Annotated in this window: 14 protein-coding genes and 1 pseudogene; 8 read left to right on the forward strand and 7 right to left on the reverse strand. The window is 75.0% G+C overall.

Annotated features, from left to right (window positions below; translation table 11 throughout):
• Positions 1-24 precede the first annotated feature (24 nt).
• Positions 25-1,038 (reverse strand): ArsR/SmtB family transcription factor, encoded by a 1,014-nt coding sequence (locus ABT048_RS11140; RefSeq protein WP_350521063.1) that lies wholly within the window; start codon positions 1,036-1,038, stop codon positions 25-27.
• Between the two features lie 314 nt (positions 1,039-1,352).
• Between ABT048_RS11140 and ABT048_RS11145 the strand changes: the two genes are divergently transcribed.
• Complete coding sequence (locus tag ABT048_RS11145; RefSeq protein ID WP_350521064.1) at positions 1,353-2,111, forward strand: hypothetical protein; 759 nt, start codon at positions 1,353-1,355, stop codon at positions 2,109-2,111.
• Here ABT048_RS11145 and uppS read toward each other — a convergent pair.
• Positions 2,068-3,753, reverse strand: a complete 1,686-nt coding sequence (gene uppS / locus ABT048_RS11150) for a polyprenyl diphosphate synthase (protein WP_350521065.1) — start codon at positions 3,751-3,753, stop codon at positions 2,068-2,070. The two genes, ABT048_RS11145 and uppS, sit on opposite strands and share 44 nt — an antisense overlap.
• Before the next feature lie 156 nt (positions 3,754-3,909).
• The gene (locus ABT048_RS11155; protein WP_350521066.1) at positions 3,910-4,500 is read right to left on the reverse strand and encodes an isochorismatase family protein; all 591 of its coding nucleotides are present in this window, start codon (positions 4,498-4,500) and stop codon (positions 3,910-3,912) included.
• A gap of 229 nt (positions 4,501-4,729) precedes the next feature.
• Between ABT048_RS11155 and ABT048_RS11160 the strand changes: the two are divergent.
• Positions 4,730-5,695: pseudogene (locus ABT048_RS11160) on the forward strand (GlxA family transcriptional regulator); the annotation flags it as partial.
• Positions 5,696-5,837: 142 nt separating this feature from the next.
• On the opposite strand, the gene ABT048_RS11165 reads toward ABT048_RS11160, so the two are convergent.
• Both ABT048_RS11165 and ABT048_RS11170 read right to left on the reverse strand, forming a co-directional pair.
• Positions 5,838-7,367, reverse strand: coding sequence for a sensor histidine kinase (locus tag ABT048_RS11165; RefSeq protein ID WP_502893996.1), 1,530 nt, complete (start codon positions 7,365-7,367; stop codon positions 5,838-5,840).
• Positions 7,368-7,396: 29 nt separating this feature from the next.
• Complete coding sequence (locus ABT048_RS11170) at positions 7,397-8,113, reverse strand: response regulator transcription factor (RefSeq protein ID WP_350521067.1); 717 nt, start codon at positions 8,111-8,113, stop codon at positions 7,397-7,399.
• Positions 8,114-8,341: 228 nt separating this feature from the next.
• Between ABT048_RS11170 and ABT048_RS11175 the strand changes: the two genes are divergently transcribed.
• The 3 genes from ABT048_RS11175 to ABT048_RS11185 all read left to right on the forward strand — a co-directional run bounded on the left by ABT048_RS11175 (position 8,342) and on the right by ABT048_RS11185 (position 11,075).
• Complete coding sequence (locus ABT048_RS11175) at positions 8,342-9,733, forward strand: ferredoxin reductase family protein (RefSeq protein WP_350521068.1); 1,392 nt, start codon at positions 8,342-8,344, stop codon at positions 9,731-9,733.
• Positions 9,734-9,818: 85 nt separating this feature from the next.
• Entirely contained in the window at positions 9,819-10,292 is a 474-nt protein-coding gene (locus ABT048_RS11180) for an FMN-binding protein (RefSeq protein ID WP_350521069.1), read from the forward strand.
• Between the two features lie 30 nt (positions 10,293-10,322).
• Complete coding sequence (locus tag ABT048_RS11185; RefSeq protein ID WP_350521086.1) at positions 10,323-11,075, forward strand: FAD:protein FMN transferase; 753 nt, start codon at positions 10,323-10,325, stop codon at positions 11,073-11,075.
• 337 nt (positions 11,076-11,412) lie between these two features.
• On the opposite strand, the gene ABT048_RS11190 is transcribed toward ABT048_RS11185, so the two are convergent.
• A complete protein-coding gene (locus ABT048_RS11190) occupies positions 11,413-12,438 on the reverse strand; it encodes an NUDIX domain-containing protein (protein WP_350521070.1) in 1,026 nt (341 codons plus the stop codon).
• Positions 12,439-13,140: 702 nt separating this feature from the next.
• Between ABT048_RS11190 and ABT048_RS11195 the strand changes: the two genes are divergently transcribed.
• Positions 13,141-14,832: a phytoene desaturase family protein gene (locus ABT048_RS11195; RefSeq protein ID WP_350521071.1), complete on the forward strand. Its 1,692-nt coding sequence runs from the start codon at positions 13,141-13,143 to the stop codon at positions 14,830-14,832.
• A gap of 109 nt (positions 14,833-14,941) precedes the next feature.
• The gene (locus tag ABT048_RS11200) at positions 14,942-15,556 is read left to right on the forward strand and encodes a TIGR03086 family metal-binding protein (RefSeq protein WP_350521072.1); all 615 of its coding nucleotides are present in this window, start codon (positions 14,942-14,944) and stop codon (positions 15,554-15,556) included.
• 178 nt (positions 15,557-15,734) lie between these two features.
• Here ABT048_RS11200 and ABT048_RS11205 read toward each other — a convergent pair whose 3' ends face one another.
• Complete coding sequence (locus tag ABT048_RS11205; RefSeq protein WP_350521073.1) at positions 15,735-16,445, reverse strand: hypothetical protein; 711 nt, start codon at positions 16,443-16,445, stop codon at positions 15,735-15,737.
• A gap of 450 nt (positions 16,446-16,895) precedes the next feature.
• On the opposite strand from ABT048_RS11205, the gene ABT048_RS11210 reads away from it, so the two are divergent.
• Positions 16,896-17,798 (forward strand): nuclease, encoded by a 903-nt coding sequence (locus ABT048_RS11210; RefSeq protein WP_350521074.1) that lies wholly within the window; start codon positions 16,896-16,898, stop codon positions 17,796-17,798.
• Positions 17,799-18,160 lie beyond the last annotated feature (362 nt).

The raw sequence follows: 18,160 nt of genomic DNA on the forward strand, positions 1-18,160 counted from the left end.
GGTTCGCACCCGTTCACCGCGGGGTCAGGCGGCCTCGGGTCCGGTGACCGGGGGCCCCGTGACCGGGGACGGGATACGGCCGGCCAGGAGGGCCTCGCCGAGCGGGGTGGGCCGGTGGGTGACGGTGCGGCCGATGCGGTCCTTGGCCGTGAGGCCGGACTCGGCGAGGACGGTGGCGTGCTCGCTGGCGGAGGCGGTGGAGATGTCCAGGCGGGCGGCCAACTCCTTGGTGGAGCAAGGCCCGTGGGTGGCGATGGCCTCCAGGGCGGCGGCCCGGGTCTGGCCGAGCAGGGCGGTCAGGGTGCGGCTGGGGGCGGGCGGTCCGGCCTCGGCGCGCAGGGGTCCGCCGATCCGGGCCGGGTAGAGGAGCACCGGCTGCTGCTCCGGGTCCTCGAAGCGGGCGATGACGGGGCGGCGCGGGCCGAACACGCAGGGCTGGAGCAGCAGTCCGCGGCCGTCCAGCCGTACGTCGTGCCGGCACCGGTTGGCCAGCGGGAAGCTGAGCACCGGGCGGCGCCAGCACACCGCCGGGTGCAGGGATCCGAGCACCTGGTCCGGCTCGGTGAGCCGGCGACTCCGCCGGTGCTCGGTGGTGACGATGGTCTCGATCTGCCGCCGGTAGGGGTCGATCGCGAGGGTCTGGTAGTCGGCGGTGACGTTGCCGAGCAGCTTCCTGGCCCGGCGGTCGCCGTCCGCGACCCCGCGGGCGAAGGCGCTCAACTGCCGTTCCCCGCCCACCGAACGCAGGTGCTCGCGCAGCGGTGCCTCGGGCGCCTGGGCGGTGGCGCTCTCGGTGGCACCGGGGTCGCGCCGGACGGCGAGGAACTCCGGGATCGCCGTGGCGGTGTAGAGGTCGAAGAGCAGCGCGGTGCGCGGGTTCCAGGAGGCCCGCAGGTGGTCCCGCCAGCTCTGGAAGCGTGGGTCGCGCACACCGCTCACCAGGGCGTGCACGCTGAGGGACAGCTCCATCGACATGTCCGGACGCTCCGCGACCCGGATCCGGGTCAGGTCGTCCCTACTGAAGAGGATTCGCAGCACGAGCGCGATCGTGCCCCGGGACCGGCACCACCGCAAGACCGTTCGGCGAGAACCGAATCGTTTGCCCGCCGCCCGTTTCCCCGGTCAGGATCGGACTCGTGAACCGCCCTCCCCGCCGGGCTGCCCGGGTGACGGACCGGTCACCCGGCGGGGCGCGGACCCGGGGCGCTCGTACGGGGGCGGAGCCCCGGGTCCGCTCCCCGCTCCCCCCGGGCGGGTGGTTTGGGCGGCCGGGCCGACGCCGGGACTCGTCGGTGCACGGATGATCATTCCCGGGGCCGCGCCGAGCGGCCCGGGAAGGACGGGTACGGGCGATGAGCACGACGCGACGGACGGTGCTGGGCGCGGCACTGGCCGCCCCGCTGCTTGGACAGTTCACGGCCACGGCGGCCGGCGCCGTCGACCGTGGCGCCGACGACGGTGGCACCGGCGCCGGGCGGGGTGCACGGGTCGGCGCACAGGGCGGCGCACGGGTCGGCCCGGCCGGGCAGACCCGACGGGCAGCGCAGGCCGGACGGCTGGGCACGGTCACCGAGGGCTGGGTGGAGGTGCGCTGGACAGCGGAGGCGCAGGCCCAACTCGACCGCTACAAGGCCGTGGTGGAGGCCATCGCTCCGGCGCGGCTGGTCCGGAACGACCGGGGCACCGCGGTCCGGCTCCCGGTGCGCTCGGCCGAGGGCGACCCCTCCCCGGCGGACCTGCCGAAGGCACACGGCGAGGGCGCGTTGGACGGCGGGGTCACCCTGAGCACCTCCGAGGGCACCTTCCGGGTGGTGAACCTGGCCGGTGCGATCGAGGACGGTCTGGCCTCGGGCCGGTGCGAGGTCGGCGGCGCGGACATGGGGCACCGGTCGGCGTTCCGCTGCGGCCTGGCGGAGGGGAAGTTGACGGCGGACCCGGTGCCGGCCGGGCAGCCGATGAAGGTCCGGCTCAGCGAGGTGCCGCTGCGCGCCACCCAGGAGGTGCTGGACGCGCTGACCGCGAGCTGCGGCCCGCATTCCGTCACCGTGGACACGGTGCTGGCGTACGTCACGGCCGAGGGGGTGTACACCCCTCCCCCCGCGCGGGCGTGAGGGCCCGGCCGGTCCGGGCCTGGGCGGGCAGCGCGCCGCCGAAGCGGCGTTCGCGGCCGGCGTAGGCCCGGACGGCGTCGCGCAGCCGGGCGAGGTCGAAGTCCGGCCAGGGCGTCGGGTCGAAGAGCAGTTCGGCGTAGGCGAGCTGCCACGGCAGGAAGTTGCTGATCCGCTGCTCGCCGGAGGTGCGGATCAGCAGGTCGACGTCCGGCAGCTCCGGGACGTACAGGTGCCGGGTGAGGTCGGCCTGGCCGATGGCCTCCGGACGGATCGTCCCGGCGACTGCCTCCGCGGCCAACGCCATTGCAGCGGTGACGAGTTCCTCCCGGCCGCCGTAGTCGGCGCAGACCGTCAGGGTCAGGGCGCCGTTGTTCGAGGTCAGGTGCTCCACCAGGGCGATCGAGGAGGCGAGCGACCCGTCGATCCGGTCGCGCCGGCCGCACCAGCGGATCCGGACGCCGAGTGCGTGCAGCCCCTCCGCGCTCCGGGCGATGCCGTCCGCGAGGGAGTCGAACAGCGCGGTCAGCTCCTCGGGCGGGCGGCCCCAGTTCTCCGTCGAGAACGCGTAGATGCTCAGGTGCCGGATGCCCAGGCGCAGCGCCGCGTTGACCAGGCGCAGCGCGGCCCGCTGACCGGCGTGGTGGCCGTGCTGGGCGGTCAGTCCCCGGGCCTCGGCCCAGCGCCGGTTGCCGTCCATGATCACCGCGACGTGGGCGGGGACGCGGTCGCGCTCCGGAGGGCAGTCGTGCCCCGGAGGGCAGTCGTGCCCCGGTGGGCGGGCGACGCGGCGGTGCGGTGTGGCGCCGTCGGTGGTCAGCGGCGCCAGGCCTTCGATCAGGACCCGCGAGCGCAGCAACGTCAGTTCGTCGTACTGCAGTTGGGCGCCCAGGAGCAGCGTGTGCAGGAAGGGCCGGCACTCCGCCGCCACCAGCCAGGTGGCGGGGACGGCCTCCTCCAGGAGGGTGTGCCAGTGCGATCGCTGGGCCTCCGTCAGCTCGTCCAGGGCCGGGCTCGGCGCGGCGCGCACGAGATCGGTGAGGTCCAGCCCGAGGCGCCGCAGGTCGGCGCGCGGCAGGTGGCAGCGGCCCTGCGCGAGGTCGGCGGGCAGGTCCTGCACGTGGTCCGCCAGTTGGCAGGCCTCGCCGAGGGCGGAGAGCGCCGCGGCCGCCCGGGGGCCGCGGGCGCCGAGCAGCGGGGCCCAGAGTTCGGTCATCGTCCCCGCGATGCGCCGGATGTGGCGCCGCTGGTCCGCGAAGGTCTCGATGGCGGGCGGGGAGGTGCTGTCGGCCTGCATGGCGGCCAGGAACTCCTCGATCAGCGACCGGTCGAGCTCCCACCGCCGCACCGTGTCGACGAACGCCCGGCGCAGCGGATGAGCGCTGCGGCCGGACGCCAGCTCGGCGAGGGTGTCGGTCCGCCAGCGCGTGAAGCGGCGCCCGCGCTCCGCGGGTCGGCCCTCGTCGGCGATCCGGTCGGAGCGGCAGCCGAAGGCGTTCACCGCGTCGACGTACGGCCGCAGCCCGCTCGGCAGCGCCTCGGTGGCGGCCCGCATCGCCGGCAGGGCACGGCCCACCTCGGCCGCGCAGGCCCGGTACGACTCCTGCAGCTCGGGCGGGCCCGTGACCGCCGCGCTCTCCGCCATGCCCGCGCCCCGCCCTCCGACCGACACCCTGCTCCGCCTGGTCAACGAGGCAGGCTCGGATCGGTGGCGGACGGAACGACCGGCGGGCGGGAGAGTCGGCGGACGGGACAGCCGGCGGGCGCGGGCTGTCCCGCTGCCCTCAGGCCCGCCCGTCGGTCAGCCCAGGTCCGCCGGGGAGTCCACCACCACCCCGTACAGGTCTCCGATCGTCGCCAGCGCAGCGCGGTGGACCTGGGCGGCGGTCAGCTCGGTGCCCGCCGACTGCAGCGGCCGGGTCGCACTGGCGGCGGCGACGACGGTCGGGCGGTTGCCGCGCAGGAAGGCACCGGCCGTGGTGAAGGTGACGCACATGTGGGTCATGAATCCGGCGACGACGACGTCCTGGTGGCCGGCCGCGTCGACCAGCTCGCCCAGCTCGGTGCCGACGAAGGCGTCCGGGACCTGCTTGACGACCACGCGCTCGCCCTCGACGGGCGCCACGCTCGGGTGGATCTGCCCGATCTCGGCCCGGACGTCGTACGGGGTGCCCTCGCCGCCGTCGTTGATCACGTGGATGACGGTGGCGCCGGCTGCCCGGGCCCGGGCGAGCAGGTCGGCGGCGGCGTCGAGTGCCTGCTGCCAGCCGTCCAGTTCCATGACACCGCGCACGTAGGTGTTCTGGTAGTCGACCAGGATCACGGTCGCTTCGGCGAGCGAGGCCGGCTTCTCGTCGAGTCCGTTGAGGGCGCGCAGGGTGGTCGTGGGCACAGCGGTGCCGCCTTTCGTTGTCGGGAAGGGAGTCGGGTTTCGGCAGGTCACGCGTGGTGCGCCCTGCCCGGAAAACGCTACGGGCGGCCCTCGCATGGCGGCAATGCCATCTAACATGCAGATTCCGACATCGAGGAGAACAGCCGTGCACACCGAGACCGAGACCCGTGACGGGAACGACACCGCGGCAGCCGCTCCGGTCGGGGCCGACCCCGGAGCCGTCCGGCGGCTGATCGTCATCGTCCTGTTCGAGGGCGTCGACCTGCTCGACGTGACCGGCCCGCCGGAGGTGTTCGCGCTGCTCCGGCGGGAGACCGGCGACGCGGCCGGCTACCGCGTCGTCCTCGCCGCCGAGACCATGGCGCCGGTCACCACCGCCGCGGGCGTGCGGATCCTGCCCGACCTCACCTTCGACCGGGCCGCCGAGGGCGGGATCGACACCCTACTGGTGCCCGGATCGGTCGAGGTGGACGAGCGGAGCCGGGTCCGCGCCGTCACCGACCCGGCGGTGGTCGAGCGGGTCCGGGTACTGGCCGCCCGCTCGCGCCGGGTGGCGAGCGTCTGCGTCGGCGCGCACCTGCTCGCCGCCGCCGGGCTGCTGAACGGCCGGCGGGCCACCACGCACTGGTCCACGGCCGACCAACTCGCCGACGAGTACCCGGAGATCGAGGTGGACGCCGACCCGATCTTCATCCGCGAGGGCGAGGTCTGGACCGGCGCCGGCATCAGTGCCTGCCTGGACCTCTCGCTCGCCCTGGTCGCCGAGGACTTCGGCGAGGAGCTGGCGCTGCGGGTCGCCCGCCAGCTGGTGATGTACCTCAAGCGTCCGAGCGGCCAGAGCCAGTTCAGCGTCCCGCTGGAGCCGGTCTCGACCACCCGCAGGATCGAGGAGCTGCGCCACCACATCCTGCGCAACCTGTCCGGGCGGCTCACCGTCCCGGACCTCGCCGCCCACGCCCACGTCAGCGAACGGCAGTTGACCCGGATCTTCAAGACGGAGCTGGGCACCACGCCGAGCGCGTACGTCGAGTCGGCCCGGGTCGAACTCGCCCGCCACCAGCTGGAGTCGGGCGACGCCACGCTGGAACGCATCGCCACCGCCTGCGGGTTCGGCACCACCGACACCCTGGTGCGCGCCTTCCGCCGCCGCCTCGGCACCACGCCGACCGACTACCGCCTGCGCTTTCGCACCGGCACCGGCACCGCCGGCAGGGACACCGGCACGGCCGCCGCAGCGGACGCGACGACGGACGCGACGGCTGCTGTGACGACCGTTGCAACGACGGACGCGACGACTGCCCCGACGACGGCCGCGACGACGTACGCGACGACGGCCGTCACGGTTCCCGCTCCGGCGAGCCCTGCGGCAACCGGACGGTGAACACCGTACGGCCCGGCCGGCTGGCCGCGTCGACCGTGCCGCCGTGCGCCCGGACCACAGCCCGGACGATCGCCAGCCCGAGCCCGGTCGAGCCGGTGGCCCGCGAGCGGGCGCGGTCGCCCCGGACGAAGCGTTCGAAGACCCGCTCCAGCAGCTCCGGTGCGATGCCCGGACCGTCGTCCGTCACGCTCAACTCGACCTGACCGCCGACTCGTTCGCGTTCCAGCCGCAGCTCGATCCCGGTGCCGGGCGGGGTGTGGGTCCGGGCGTTGGCCAGCAGGTTGGCCGCGGCCTGGCTCAGCCGGTGCTCGTCGCCGCGGACCACGACCGGATCCTCCGGGAGGGCGAGTCGCCAGCGGTGGTCCGGTCCGGCGGCGCGGGCGTCGGCCACGGCGTTGAGGGCGATCCGGGTCAGATCCACGTCCTCCTCGGCCAGTGGACGGCCGGCGTCCAGGCGGGCGAGCAGCAGCAGGTCCTCGACGATCGCCCCCATCCGCACCGCCTCGGCGTCGATCCGCTCCAGCGAGTGCCGGACCGGCGCCGGCACCTCCCCGGGGTGGCGAAGCGCCAGTTCGGCGTGGCCGCGCACGGTCGCGACCGGGGTGCGCAGCTCGTGGCTGGCGTCCGCGGCGAAGCCCCGCAGCCGTTCCTCCACGGCGTGGCGGCGGGCCAGGGCGTCGCCGACGTGGCCGAGCATCCGGTTGAGCGCCGCGCCGACCCGGCCGACCTCGGTGCGCGGGTCGTCGTCCGGCACGCGTTCGGCCAGCAGGACCTCGCCGCTGGCGAGCGGCATCGCGCTGACCCGCTCGGCCATGCCCACCACCCGCCGCAGCGGGCGCAGTGACCAGCCGACCCAGAGCGCCCCGGCCGTACCGGCGGCCGCGACGGCGATCGCGAAGACCGTCAGTTCCAGGCCCTCCAGCCGCCGGACGGTCTCCTCGGCCGGACGCAGCGGCAGGCCGCTGACCAGCACGTCGCCGTCCCGCCCGGCGACCGCGCGGACCCGGTAGTGGCCCTGGGCCTCGCCGAGGTCGAGGGTGCGGGCCGGGCCGCCGACCGGCAGGGCGGCGAGCGCCCGCTGCTGGGCGGGGGCGAAGCTGATCCGGTCGTCCTCGTCGTCGGGGCCGTCCGTGTCGTCGGCATCACCGTCGACCACGCCCGCCGCGGTGACCCGCCCGCCGAGCAGCCGTACGCCGAGGGTGCCCGGGGTCTGCGCCCGGGTGTCGGGGCCGCCGCCCTGCCCGGTGTGCTCCAGGCTGGCGGCGTAGCGGCCGCCGGCCTCGGCGAGCTGCTGGTCGAGGCGGTCGACCAGGAAGTGGCGCAGCGCGGCGGTGGTGGCGAAGCCCACGGCGGCGCAGGTGACGACGAGCAGCACCAGCAGGCCGGCGATCAGGCGGGCGCGCAGGGTCCGGGGGACGGGCCGGAGCCGGCTGCCGCGCGGGCCGGCCGGGGCGGTCGGGCGGGTCATGCGGAGGGGGCGGGTCATGCGGAGCAGGCGCGTCGGACGGCGCGGGCTCATGGCGCGGCCTTGATCAGGTACCCCGCGCCCCGCACCGTGTGGATCATCGGACTCCGGCCCGCATCCACCTTCTTCCGCAGGTAGCTGATGTACAGCTCGACGATGTGCGCCTGCCCGCCGAAGTCGTACGACCAGACCGCGTCCAGTATCTGGGCCTTGCTGAGCACCTGGCGGGGGTGGCGCATCAGGTGGGCGAGCAGCGCGTACTCGGTCGGGCTGAGTTCGACGGTCTCGCCGCCGCGGGTCACCTCGCGGGCCCGGTCGTCCAGGACGAGGTCGCCGAGCACCAGCGCGTGCGCGGGCGGCCGGTGCGACGCGGCGGGCGGGGCGGCCCGGCGCAGCAGCCCGCGCAGCCGGACGACCACCTCGGCCAGGCTGAACGGCTTGGTCACGTAGTCGTCGCCGCCCGCCGCGATGCCGGCGATCCGCTCCTCGACGGCGTCCCGGGCGGTGAGGAAGAGCACCCGCACCTCGGGCTGCTCGGCGTGGACGCGCCGCAACACCTCCAGGCCGTCGAGGTCGGGCAGCATCACGTCGAGCACCACGGCGTGCGGGCGCCAGGCCGCGGCGGCCTCGACGGCGGCCAGTCCGGTGGTCGCGCCGCGCGCCTGCCAGCCCTCGTAGCGGACGGCGCCGCAGACCACCTCGACCAGGTCCGGCTCGTCGTCGACGACCAGGACGCGCCACTCCGGGCGGTCGGCGGTGTCGTCCATGCTGCTCCCTCGGACTCGTGCTGGGCGGCGTTCATTCTGCACCGCCGCGATGAGAAAGCCCTGAGACCCCGGAGAGCCGTTCGTAGACCAGTACACCTCCCCTGACCTGGCCGGATGCCGCTGCGCGGGGGCGTGGGAGGCGGTCCGGTTCAGAGGCGGCTCAGAGCTTGCGGTGCCATCGTGGTCGGCCTCGGCGGCACTCGCCGCCGGGCGCTGAGGAGGTTCCCGATGACCACTGCCGCCGCACCGGAGTCGCGGCCCGACCCCCGGCGCGGGCCGCGACCGGCGCCCGCCGGCCGGGGGCACCGGGCCGCGCCGCACCCGCCGTTCGCGCTGGAACCGGCCCCCGCGCTCGGCCTGATCGCGGTCGGCGCCCTCGGCGTGCTGGCGCTGTGGTGGGTGAGCACCCCGGCGGTCGTCGGCGCGGCGGGCTGGCTGACCGGCGCCGGGCGGATCACCGGACTGCTCGCGGGGTACGCCGCGCCGGTGCTGCTCCTGCTGATGGCGCGGCTGCCGCCGCTGGAGCGCGGGGTCGGCGCGGACCGGCTGGCACGCTGGCACGCCTTCGGCGGGCGCTGGCTGGTCGCCGCCGTCTCGGTGCACGTGCTCACCGTCGTCTGGGGCTACGCGCTGACCGACGGGCGCGGCCTGATCGGCGAGGGCGTGGAGGTCGTCCTCCACTACCCCGAGATGATCAAGGCGGCCCTGGGCACGCTGGCGCTGCTCGGCACCGGTGCGGTCTCCGCCCGGGCCGCGCGCCGCCGCCTGTCGTACGAGGCCTGGTACTACCTGCACCTGGCGACGTACCTGGCGGTCGCACTCTCCTTCTCCCACCAGCTGGCCACCGGCGCCGACCTGGGCGGCGGCCCCGGCCGGGCCGCCTGGTACGCGCTCTACTTCGGCACGGCGGCGTTGCTCGGCTGGTACCGGCTGGCCCGGCCGTGGCTGCTCGACCGGCGGCACGGGCTGCGGGTCGCGGAGGTACGGGCGGAGGGCCCCGGCGTGGTGTCGCTGTTCCTGACCGGGCAGCGACTGGACGAACTCGGTGCCGAGGCGGGCCAGTTCTTCCGCCTCCAGTTCCAGGCGCCCGGCCTGCGCTGGGCCGCCAACCCGTACTCGCTCTCCGCGCCGCCGCACCCGCGGTTCCTGCGCTTCACGGTCAAGGACCTCGGCGGGCACAGCGCCGCGGTCGCCGCCCTGCGCCCGGGCACCAAGGTGCGCGCCGAAGGCCCGTACGGCGCGTTCACCGGGCGGCGACTGCGCCGGCGCCGGGTGCTGCTGCTCGGGGCGGGCGTCGGGATCACCCCGCTGCGCGCCCTGTTCGAGACGCTGCCGGGCGAGCTGACGCTGGTCCAGCGGGCCCGGCGGCCGGAGGACGTGCTGTTCCGCACGGAGCTCGCCGACGTTGCCCGGCGGCGCGGCGCGACCGTGCACGAGCTGCTCGGCTCCCGGGACCAGGTCGGCGACCTCGGCACCGCGCTCGCCCGGCTCGTCCCGGACCTCGCCGGGCACGACGTCTACCTGTGCGGCCCGGAAGCCCTGACCGCGGAGGCCGTCCGCGCGCTGCGGGCGGCGGGGGTCCGACCGCGACACATCCACCACGAGAGCTTCTCGCTCTGAGCCCGGCCGCCTCCTGCCACCACCTCACCACCGAGCCCGGTCCGGTCCTGCCGGGCCTTCCCGACCCCCGAGGAGCGTCGATTCCATGCGCCGAGCCGTCGTCACCAGCGCCGCCACCGCCGCCGGGGTGGTACTGCTGCTCTCCCTCAAACCGCACGAGGCGGCCGGGCCGGCCCCGGTGATCGGCTCGGGGTCGGACACCGCCACCGGCTCCGACGTGTCGGAGCCGTCGAACGCGCCCGCGCCGTCGGCCTCCGCAGCCACCTCCGCTCCCGCCGGCACCACCCGGAAGGTCAGCGGCGACACCGTCAACACCCGCTACGGCCCGGTGCAGGTCCAGGTCACCCTCAACGGCAGCCGGATCACCGCCGTCGACGTGGTCAAGTACCCCACCGCCGAGCGGCGCGACCGCGAGATCAACACCTCCGCCCTGCCCGTACTCAACCAGGAGGCGATCTCCGCGCAGAGCGCCCGGATCGACGTCGTCAGCGGCGCGACCTACACCAGCGACGGCTACATCCGCTCGCTGCAGAGCGCGCTCGACCGGGCAAAGGGCTGAGACACCGTGCTCCGCCACGCCGAGCCCGTGATGGGCACCGTCTTCTCGATCACCGTCCGCGACCCGGGCCCGGGGACGGCCGCCGTACTGGAACGGATCACCGAACGGCTGCACCGGATCGACGCGGTGTTCTCCACCTACCGGCCGGACAGCGACATCAGCCGCCTCGGCCGGGGCGAACTGGCCCTGGCCGACTGCGATCCGGACGTCCCCACCGTCCTGGCCGCCTGCCGCGAGACCGCCGCGCAGACCGACGGCTGGTTCAGCGAACGGCCCGACGGACGGCTCGACCCCAGCGGCTGGGTCAAGGGGTGGGCGATCGAGGAGGCGGCCGCGCTGCTGCGCTCCTCCGGCGCCCGGCAGTACTGCGTCAGCGGCGGCGGGGACGTGCAGACCGGCGGCGGGCCGTGGCGGATCGGCATCGCCGACCCCCGGCAACCGGGCCTGCTCGCCGCCGTGCTGGCCGGCCGCGACCTCGCCGTGGCCACCTCCGGCACCGCCGAGCGCGGCGCGCACGTCCTCGACCCGCACACCGGCCGCCCGGCCACCGGCCTCGCCTCCCTCACCCTGGTCGGCTCCCCCGGCACCGGCATCGCCCGCACCGACGCCTGGGCCACCGCCGCCTTCGCCATGGGCCCCGACCGCGCCCTCGCCTGGGCCGCCCGCCGACCCGGCATCGAGGCGCTCGCCGTCCTGCCCGACGGCACCAAACGCTGGACACCGGGCCTGCCCGCCCACCTCCCCGCGAGCGGGCCGGCGGACTGGCAACCCACCGCCGGGTGAGCGCCGAGCCGCACTCGTGAGCTGCGCGCATGAGGTGCGCTCATGGGGTACGCCCATGAGATCCGTTGATGGGGGGCGCGCATGAGGTGCGCTCATGCACGCCTGCACCATGTGGAGCCCTTATGGTCTGGGGCCATGAGCAACTCTCATGGCATGGGCGATGAGCAACTCTCATGAGCCGACGCCCATGAGCTCCGATCATGTGACTGCCCCATGAGGTCCGCTCATGCCCGCCCTCCCATGAAGCAAGCTCATGGTGAGAGGAGGAAGCCCGGAAGTCCATGGGCCGGGCCGGCCTCATGGGTCAGGCCCCATGAAACACCCTCATGCCTCCGCCCTACGCCCGCTCCTGCTGCGCCGCCCGCCACGCCTCCCACGCCACCAGTGGCGCCAGGTACGACCAGCGCTGCGAGCCGTCCGGGCAGAGGCCGCCCTCGACCAGCTGGGACACCGAGCGGCGGTTGAACGGCACCCAGACCGCCATGTCGTGTTCGAAGGTGCTGTGGCAGGCCTCGCGGCGGCGGTCGATCTCGGCGGCGTCCAGCCGGGCCCGGACGGTGGCGACCAGCGTGTAGCAGGAAGCCGGCTCGCTCCAGCCCAGCCAGGTGATCACCGTCGGCCCGACGTCCGCCGGCAGCAACCCCAACTCCTCCTCCAGCGCCCGGTGGACCAGCGCGTAGAAGTCCTCGGCGGCCCCCGGCTCGTCCCGGTACTTCATGGTCTCGTTGATCCCGACCGTCCACTGCGCCGGGAAGGTCCGGACCGCCAGCGAGCGACGGAGCAGCAACAGTCGGCCCGCACGGTCCCGCACCGCGACGCAGGCGCTCATCATCGTCGGCGGCGCAGTCGCCACGAAGCTCGTCAGCCCCTCGTCCAGCGCCTCGCGCAACAGCCGTCCCGCCTCCGGATCCTCCCGACCCAGCCGGGTGGTGGCCATGCACTCCGCGTAGTCGCTCTCGGCGATGCTCACCTCGCACACCCGGGCGGCACTGTGCTCACCGTGATCGACCGTCAGCCGCGAGACGTACGCCGTGCGGCCCGCCGCCCCGGCGGCGCGCTGGCGCTCCACCTCGTCGGCCCACCCGACCGCGTCCAGCCGGTGCGGGCGCACCACCCGCCCGTCGTACGAGGTCACCAAGGTGCCGGGGGTGAGCGGCCGGGACGCCGACCAGGTGATCAGGGGCGCCAGCCCGTCCGCCCGGACGTCGTGCGCCCGCGCCGCCTCCGACAGGCTCATCCGCCGGACCCGCGGCGCCGGCAGGCGCGAACCGATGCGCGAGCCGCCGTACTTGGCGAAGTCGTACACCAGATTGGTCAGCACGCCGAGCAACAGCGCTCCGCCGATCCCCAGCAGCCACTCCACCCGGTTCCCCCACCCTCATGCGCCGCCCGCCCCATTGTGGGGTCGTCGGCCACCCGGGGAAAGGCCTTCAGGCAGACCGGCCGCCGCGCCCATCACCACGGTGCGCATGCCGTTCGGCGACGGCCCTCCCCGTGACCGGTCGCGGACGGCGCCTGCGCGGTGGCGCCTCGTGCCTCGCCGGCGGAACGCCGCCATCCCGAACGGCGGCGGATCGAACGGGGCGTGCACGAGGGCGCCCGGGCCGACCCGGTGGCCGTCCCGCTCCGGTGCGGAGGATGCGCCGGCGGTCAGGGCGTTGTCGTCGCCGATCAGGATCCGAACGGGATGTCCACCTCCGATACGGCCGGGTCCCCGGTCGTGCCGGACAGGTCGATGGCCGTCGAAACGCGGCGACCCGGTGTCGGATCCCGGGCAGGCCGCTTCCGGTGCCTTCGGCGGCAGCGTCATTCCGTCGTCCTCGACCCGGCTGCGATCCGGTCGGCGGTGATCGCAGCCGGGTCGAGGGGCGGCACTGGTGGCGAGATCGGTCCGGGGGGACGGCATGGTGGGTGGCGAGCGAGCGGACGGCCTTTGGAGAGCCCCCGGTCGGCGAGCACGGGCGGGTGGCTTCCACGCACCAGGGCGGACGCCTGGCCGGCGAGGGGCCCGGCCGGGCCGTGCACGGCTGTTCCGCGCGTCCGCGATGTGGCGTAGCGTGGCCGGATGAACACGAACGCGTCCTCGCGGTACGACGTCGTGATCGTCGGCGGCGGGCACAACGGGCTGGTGGCCGCGGCGTACCTGGCACGGGCCGGGCAGCGGGTGCTGGTGCTGGAGCGGCTGGACCGGGTGGGCGGGGCGGCGGTGTCCGCGCGGGCGTTCCCCGGGGTGGACGCGCGGCTGTCGCGCTACTCGTACCTGGTGAGCCTGCTGCCGGGGAAGATCGTGCGGGACCTCGGGCTGCGGCTGGAGCTGCGGCGGCGCCGGATCGCCTCGTACACGCCCGTCGAGCGGGACGGCAAGCCGACCGGCCTGCTGGTGGACGCGGGCGATCCCGGCCGGACCCGGGAGTCGTTCCGGGCGCTGACCGGCGGCGACCGGGAGTGGCAGGCCTGGCAGCGCTTCTACGGGATGACCGGGCGGGTCGCCGAGCGGGTGTTCCCGACGCTGACCGAACCGCTGCCCTCCCGCGCGGAGCTGCGCCGGCGGGTCGCGGACGAGGACGCCTGGCGGTCGCTGTTCGAGGAGCCGCTGGGTGTGGCGGTCGAGCGGAGCTTCGCGGACGACCTGGTGCGCGGGGTGGTCCTGACGGACGCGCTGATCGGTACCTTCACCCACGCCCACGACCCGTCGCTCCGGCAGAACCGCTGCTTCCTGTACCACGTGATCGGCAACGGCACGGGCGACTGGGACGTGCCGGTGGGCGGGATGGGCGCGGTGACGGGCGCACTCGCCGAGGCGGCGCTGGCGGCCGGGGCCGAGATCCGGACCGGGCACGAGGTCACCGGCGTCGCGGCCGACCGTGACGGCGACGGCCGTGGCGACGCCGAGGTGTCCTACCGGGCCCCGGGCCGGGACGCCGAGGGGACGGTGGCGGCACGCCGGGTGCTGGTGAACGCCGCGCCCGCGGTCCTGGCCCGGCTGCTGGGCGACGAACCGGGGCCCGCACCCGAGGGCGCCCAGCTGAAGGTCAACATGGTGCTGCGCCGACTGCCGCGCCTACGGGACACCGCCGCCGACCCGCGCGAGGCCTTCGCGGGGACCTTCCACATCGCCGAGGGCTACCGGCAGTTGGCGACCGCGTACACCGAGGCACGGGCCGGCCGGATGCCCTCGGCGCCGCCGTCCGAGATCTACTGCCACACCCTCACCGATCCGTCGATCCTCGGCCCGGAGGCCGTCCGGCAGGGGCTGCAGACGCTGACCCTCTTCGGCCTGCACATGCCCGCCCGCCTGTTCGGCGATCCGGCGGCCAAGGACCGGGCGCTGGCCGCGAGCCTGGCACAGCTGGACGCGGTACTGGCCGAGCCGATCGCCGACTGCCTGGCCACCGACGCCGACGGCCGCCCCTGCGTCGAGGCCCGGACGCCGCCGGAGCTGGAGCGGGAGATCGGCCTGCCGGGCGGCCACATCTTCCACCGCGACCTGTCCTTCCCGTTCCGGGAGGTGTACGTCCCGGGCCGCAAGGCGTCCTTCCCGGGCCGGGACGGGGGCGAGGACGAGGGCGGGGAAGGGGGCCGGCACGAGGACCGCGCCCGCGCTGCGGCGAGCGGTGCCGCGGCCCGCTGGGGCGTGGCGACGGACCGCCCGAACGTCCTGCTGTGCGGCGCGGGGGCCGTGCGCGGGGGCGGGGTCAGCGGGATCCCGGGCCACAACGCGGCCCGGGCCGTGCTGGAGGAGCTCGGCGGCCGCTGACGGGGAGCCACCGGGCGAGCACCCACGGCGGTCGGCCCCCCGTAAACCTGGCAAGTCACTCCCGGTGGCGGTTTACTGAGAGTTAGCAGGACAGGAGGGAGGCCCTCCGATGGAATGTCCGCATCCTCCCGGTTTCCACGTCGAGGTCCGTGAACACTACGTCGCTGCCGTGGCGGAGGTGACCCGCCTCGTGCGGGCCGTTCCGGAAGACGGCTGGACGGCACCCACCCCGTGTCGGGGCTGGGACGTCCACACACTCGTGAACCACCTTGCCGCGCAGCACCTCTGGGTCTGCCAGGCGGTGGCAGGCTACACCCCGGAGGCGATCGGCCGCCGGTTCGAAGGCGACGTGCTGGGCCGCAACCCCGTCGGGGTGTGGACGATGGCCGCCGACACCGCGGTGCGCGCGCTGCACCAGCCGGGCGCGCCGGACCTGCTGGTCCACCTGTCGTACGGGGTGCGCGACGCTGGCGGGTACGCCCGCGAGCTGACCGCCGAGACCGTCGTGCACAGCTGGGACCTGGCCCGGGCCCTGGGCGAGAGCGGCCGGATGCCGCCGGGCGCCGCCGCGTACGCGCTCACCGAGTTCCAGGGCTACCGCAACCTGGCCGGCACCGGCCTGTTCGACCCGCCGGTAGCCGACGCCCCGGCCGCCGACGCCCAGGACCGGCTGCTGGCCCTCACCGGGCGCGACCCGAACTGGTCCTACGACAAGCTGCGCTGATGGCCCGTCAGCCGAATCCGCCCGCCGGACGACAGGTCCCCGCGCCCGGATCCGGACGCGGGGACGGAGGCCGTGCCCGCGGGGCCGCCAGGCCCTCGGACCGTCCGAACCCGTCCGACCCGCCGGTCCGCCGACCCACCGGCCCGCCGGCCCGCCGGCCCCGCGGCCCTGCGGCCCATCAGGCGCGGGCGAGCACCCAGGCACCGAGGCCGTTGCAGCCACCTGCCGAGTAGGTCGTGGAGCGGAAGCCGGGCGGGATGGGCGAACCCGGGCAGGTCCACAGGCCCACGCGGGCGGTGTTGTGGTACCAGGCGCCGGCGCCGTCGCAGCCGGCCTGCATGTGACCGGTGATCACGTAGCCCGCCACCACCGGGGAGCCCGAGCAGGTCCAGATCCCGTCATGCGGGAGGCCGTGCTGCCAGGAGCCGATGCCGCCGCAGCCGGCCCGCAGGTGATTGGTGATGACGTACCCGGGCACGACGGGCGAGCCGGAACACGTCCATATGCCGTCCTTCACCAGGCTGTGGCGCCACGAGCCGATGCCGCGGCACCCGTACGTCGTGTGGTCGGTGATCACGTAGCCGGCGACCACCGGGGAGCCCGAGCAGGTCCAGATGCCGTCCTTCGCCGGCTGCTGGTACCAGGAGCCGAAGCCGCCGCAGCCCGCGCCGTCGTGGTCCGTGATGACGTTCCCCGCGTCGACGGGCTGCCCGGAGCAGGCCCACCGGCCCGGGCTGCCCCAGGCGGCCTTCGCCTCCGCCGATGACATGCCGGAGACCGTACCACCCAGGACGACGGCCGCGACCAGGGCGAACGCCGCCGCGGCGGCTCCGATCCCCCGGCCGGCGACGGCTGCCGCCGCCCGCTTCCACAGCTGACGGACATTCATCTTCGTGACCACTCCTGTCGGTTCGGGGTGCGGGAAGCGCTCCGCCCGCCCGGTGCCCGGCGGCGGAACGAGAGCCACCCTACGGGGGAGGTGGAGTGAGGGATCGGTGGAGATTCCAGGAATCCCGCCCCGGCGGCCACCTTGTCCGAAACCCGTCATACCGACCCGCCCACACCCCGGCGCACCGGGCGTCGCACCGACCGGCGCACCGGGCGATCCACGGCGGCCGGCGCCCGCCCCTCACGGTGCGTGAGCACCTCCCTCCGGCGTGACACCACCGCCGGACGGGCGCATGGTGGAGGAAAAGGGCGATGCGGACGACTGCCGCCGGATTCGCCACCCGGGGCCCGCCAGGCCAGAGCCCTTCGCATACGGACGGAGCTTCGGCCCCGGTACCACGGCGGTGGCGTCCGACCCGAGCCGCGTCCGGTCAGATCCGGGAGGCAGACAATGTCCATGGTCCTCATCACCGGCTCGTACCAGGTCCTCCACGACCGACCCGACGGCGACACCGTCCACTTCCTACCGCAGGACCCGGGCTTCTGGTTCGACGTCCCGGGCCGCAACCGGGTCGACCGCGACGAGCACGGCGGTGCCTCGCTCCGGCTGGACGCGATCGACGCCCTGGAGACCCACTACAAGGGCGTCGGGCCGGACTTCGCGCACCAGCCGCTCGGGCTCGGCGCACACGCCGCCCGCAACGAACTGCTGAAGTGGCTGGGCTTCACCGACGTCGTGCAGGACGACACGGAGAAGGTGACCGCCTCGACGCCGACCGCCGTCCCGGGCTACATCCTCACCGGCGGCGCCGACGTCTTCCACCGCTGCGTGGCCCTCGTCGGGCGCGGGGACGCGCCGAGCGTCGGGGACCCGCCGAAGCCCGCGCGGAGCGGCTTCCGGCTGGACGTCACCGTCGACATGCTGCACGACACCGTCAACCACCACCTGCTCTCGCGCGGGCTGGTCTACCCCACCTTCTACCAGAGCCTGCCCGACCTCCTGCGGGCCGACCTCACCGCCACTGCCCGGCAGGCCCGCACGGCCATGGCCCCCGACAGCGTCTGGCTGCACGACGTGACCACCAGCGGAGCGAAGATCGAGAACCTCGAATCGATCACCGAGGACCTCGTGATGCTCCCGAAGCTCTTCCGCCGCCTCGTCGACTACATCCGGCTCTTCGGCCCCGGACTGGGCTGCCTGCCCGCCTTCCTGGCCGGTGGCGCCGACGAGTTCACCCTCCCCGAGCAGCCCAAGCCGCCCACCGTCGGCCTCCAGCACGTGGTCGAGGTCACCAACGGCGGCACGCTGCGGATGACCCGCCCCATCGAGGACCTGCTGTTCACCGAGAAGTAGCCCGTCCCGCCCGAACGGGACCCTGGGCTGCTGTGCGTCGACGTCTTCGTCGGCGGGCTCCATGTGAACACGTGAGACAATGCGTTCTACCCGCCGCTGCTGGTCAGGAAGCTCAAGGACGAACTCGGCCGCCACCGCACGCCGACCGCTCGGCCGGTGGGCTTCACCACCCCCTCCGCGTCCTAGGCACCGACGCCGCCGAGGCCATCCGCAACCGCTACCCGCACTGAGCCCGCACGGATCCGCCTCCTCCTCCCCCCCCCCCCCCGGGGGGGCGGATCCTGCGGCCGGGAAAAAGTCCCGGGAAACGCGAAGAACCCCCATCCGGAATCCGGATGGGGGTTCTTCAGCAATGATTGTTC

The sequence above is a fragment of the Kitasatospora sp. NPDC096140 genome, from assembly GCF_040303045.1.
Classification (GTDB): Bacteria; Actinomycetota; Actinomycetes; order Streptomycetales; family Streptomycetaceae; genus Kitasatospora.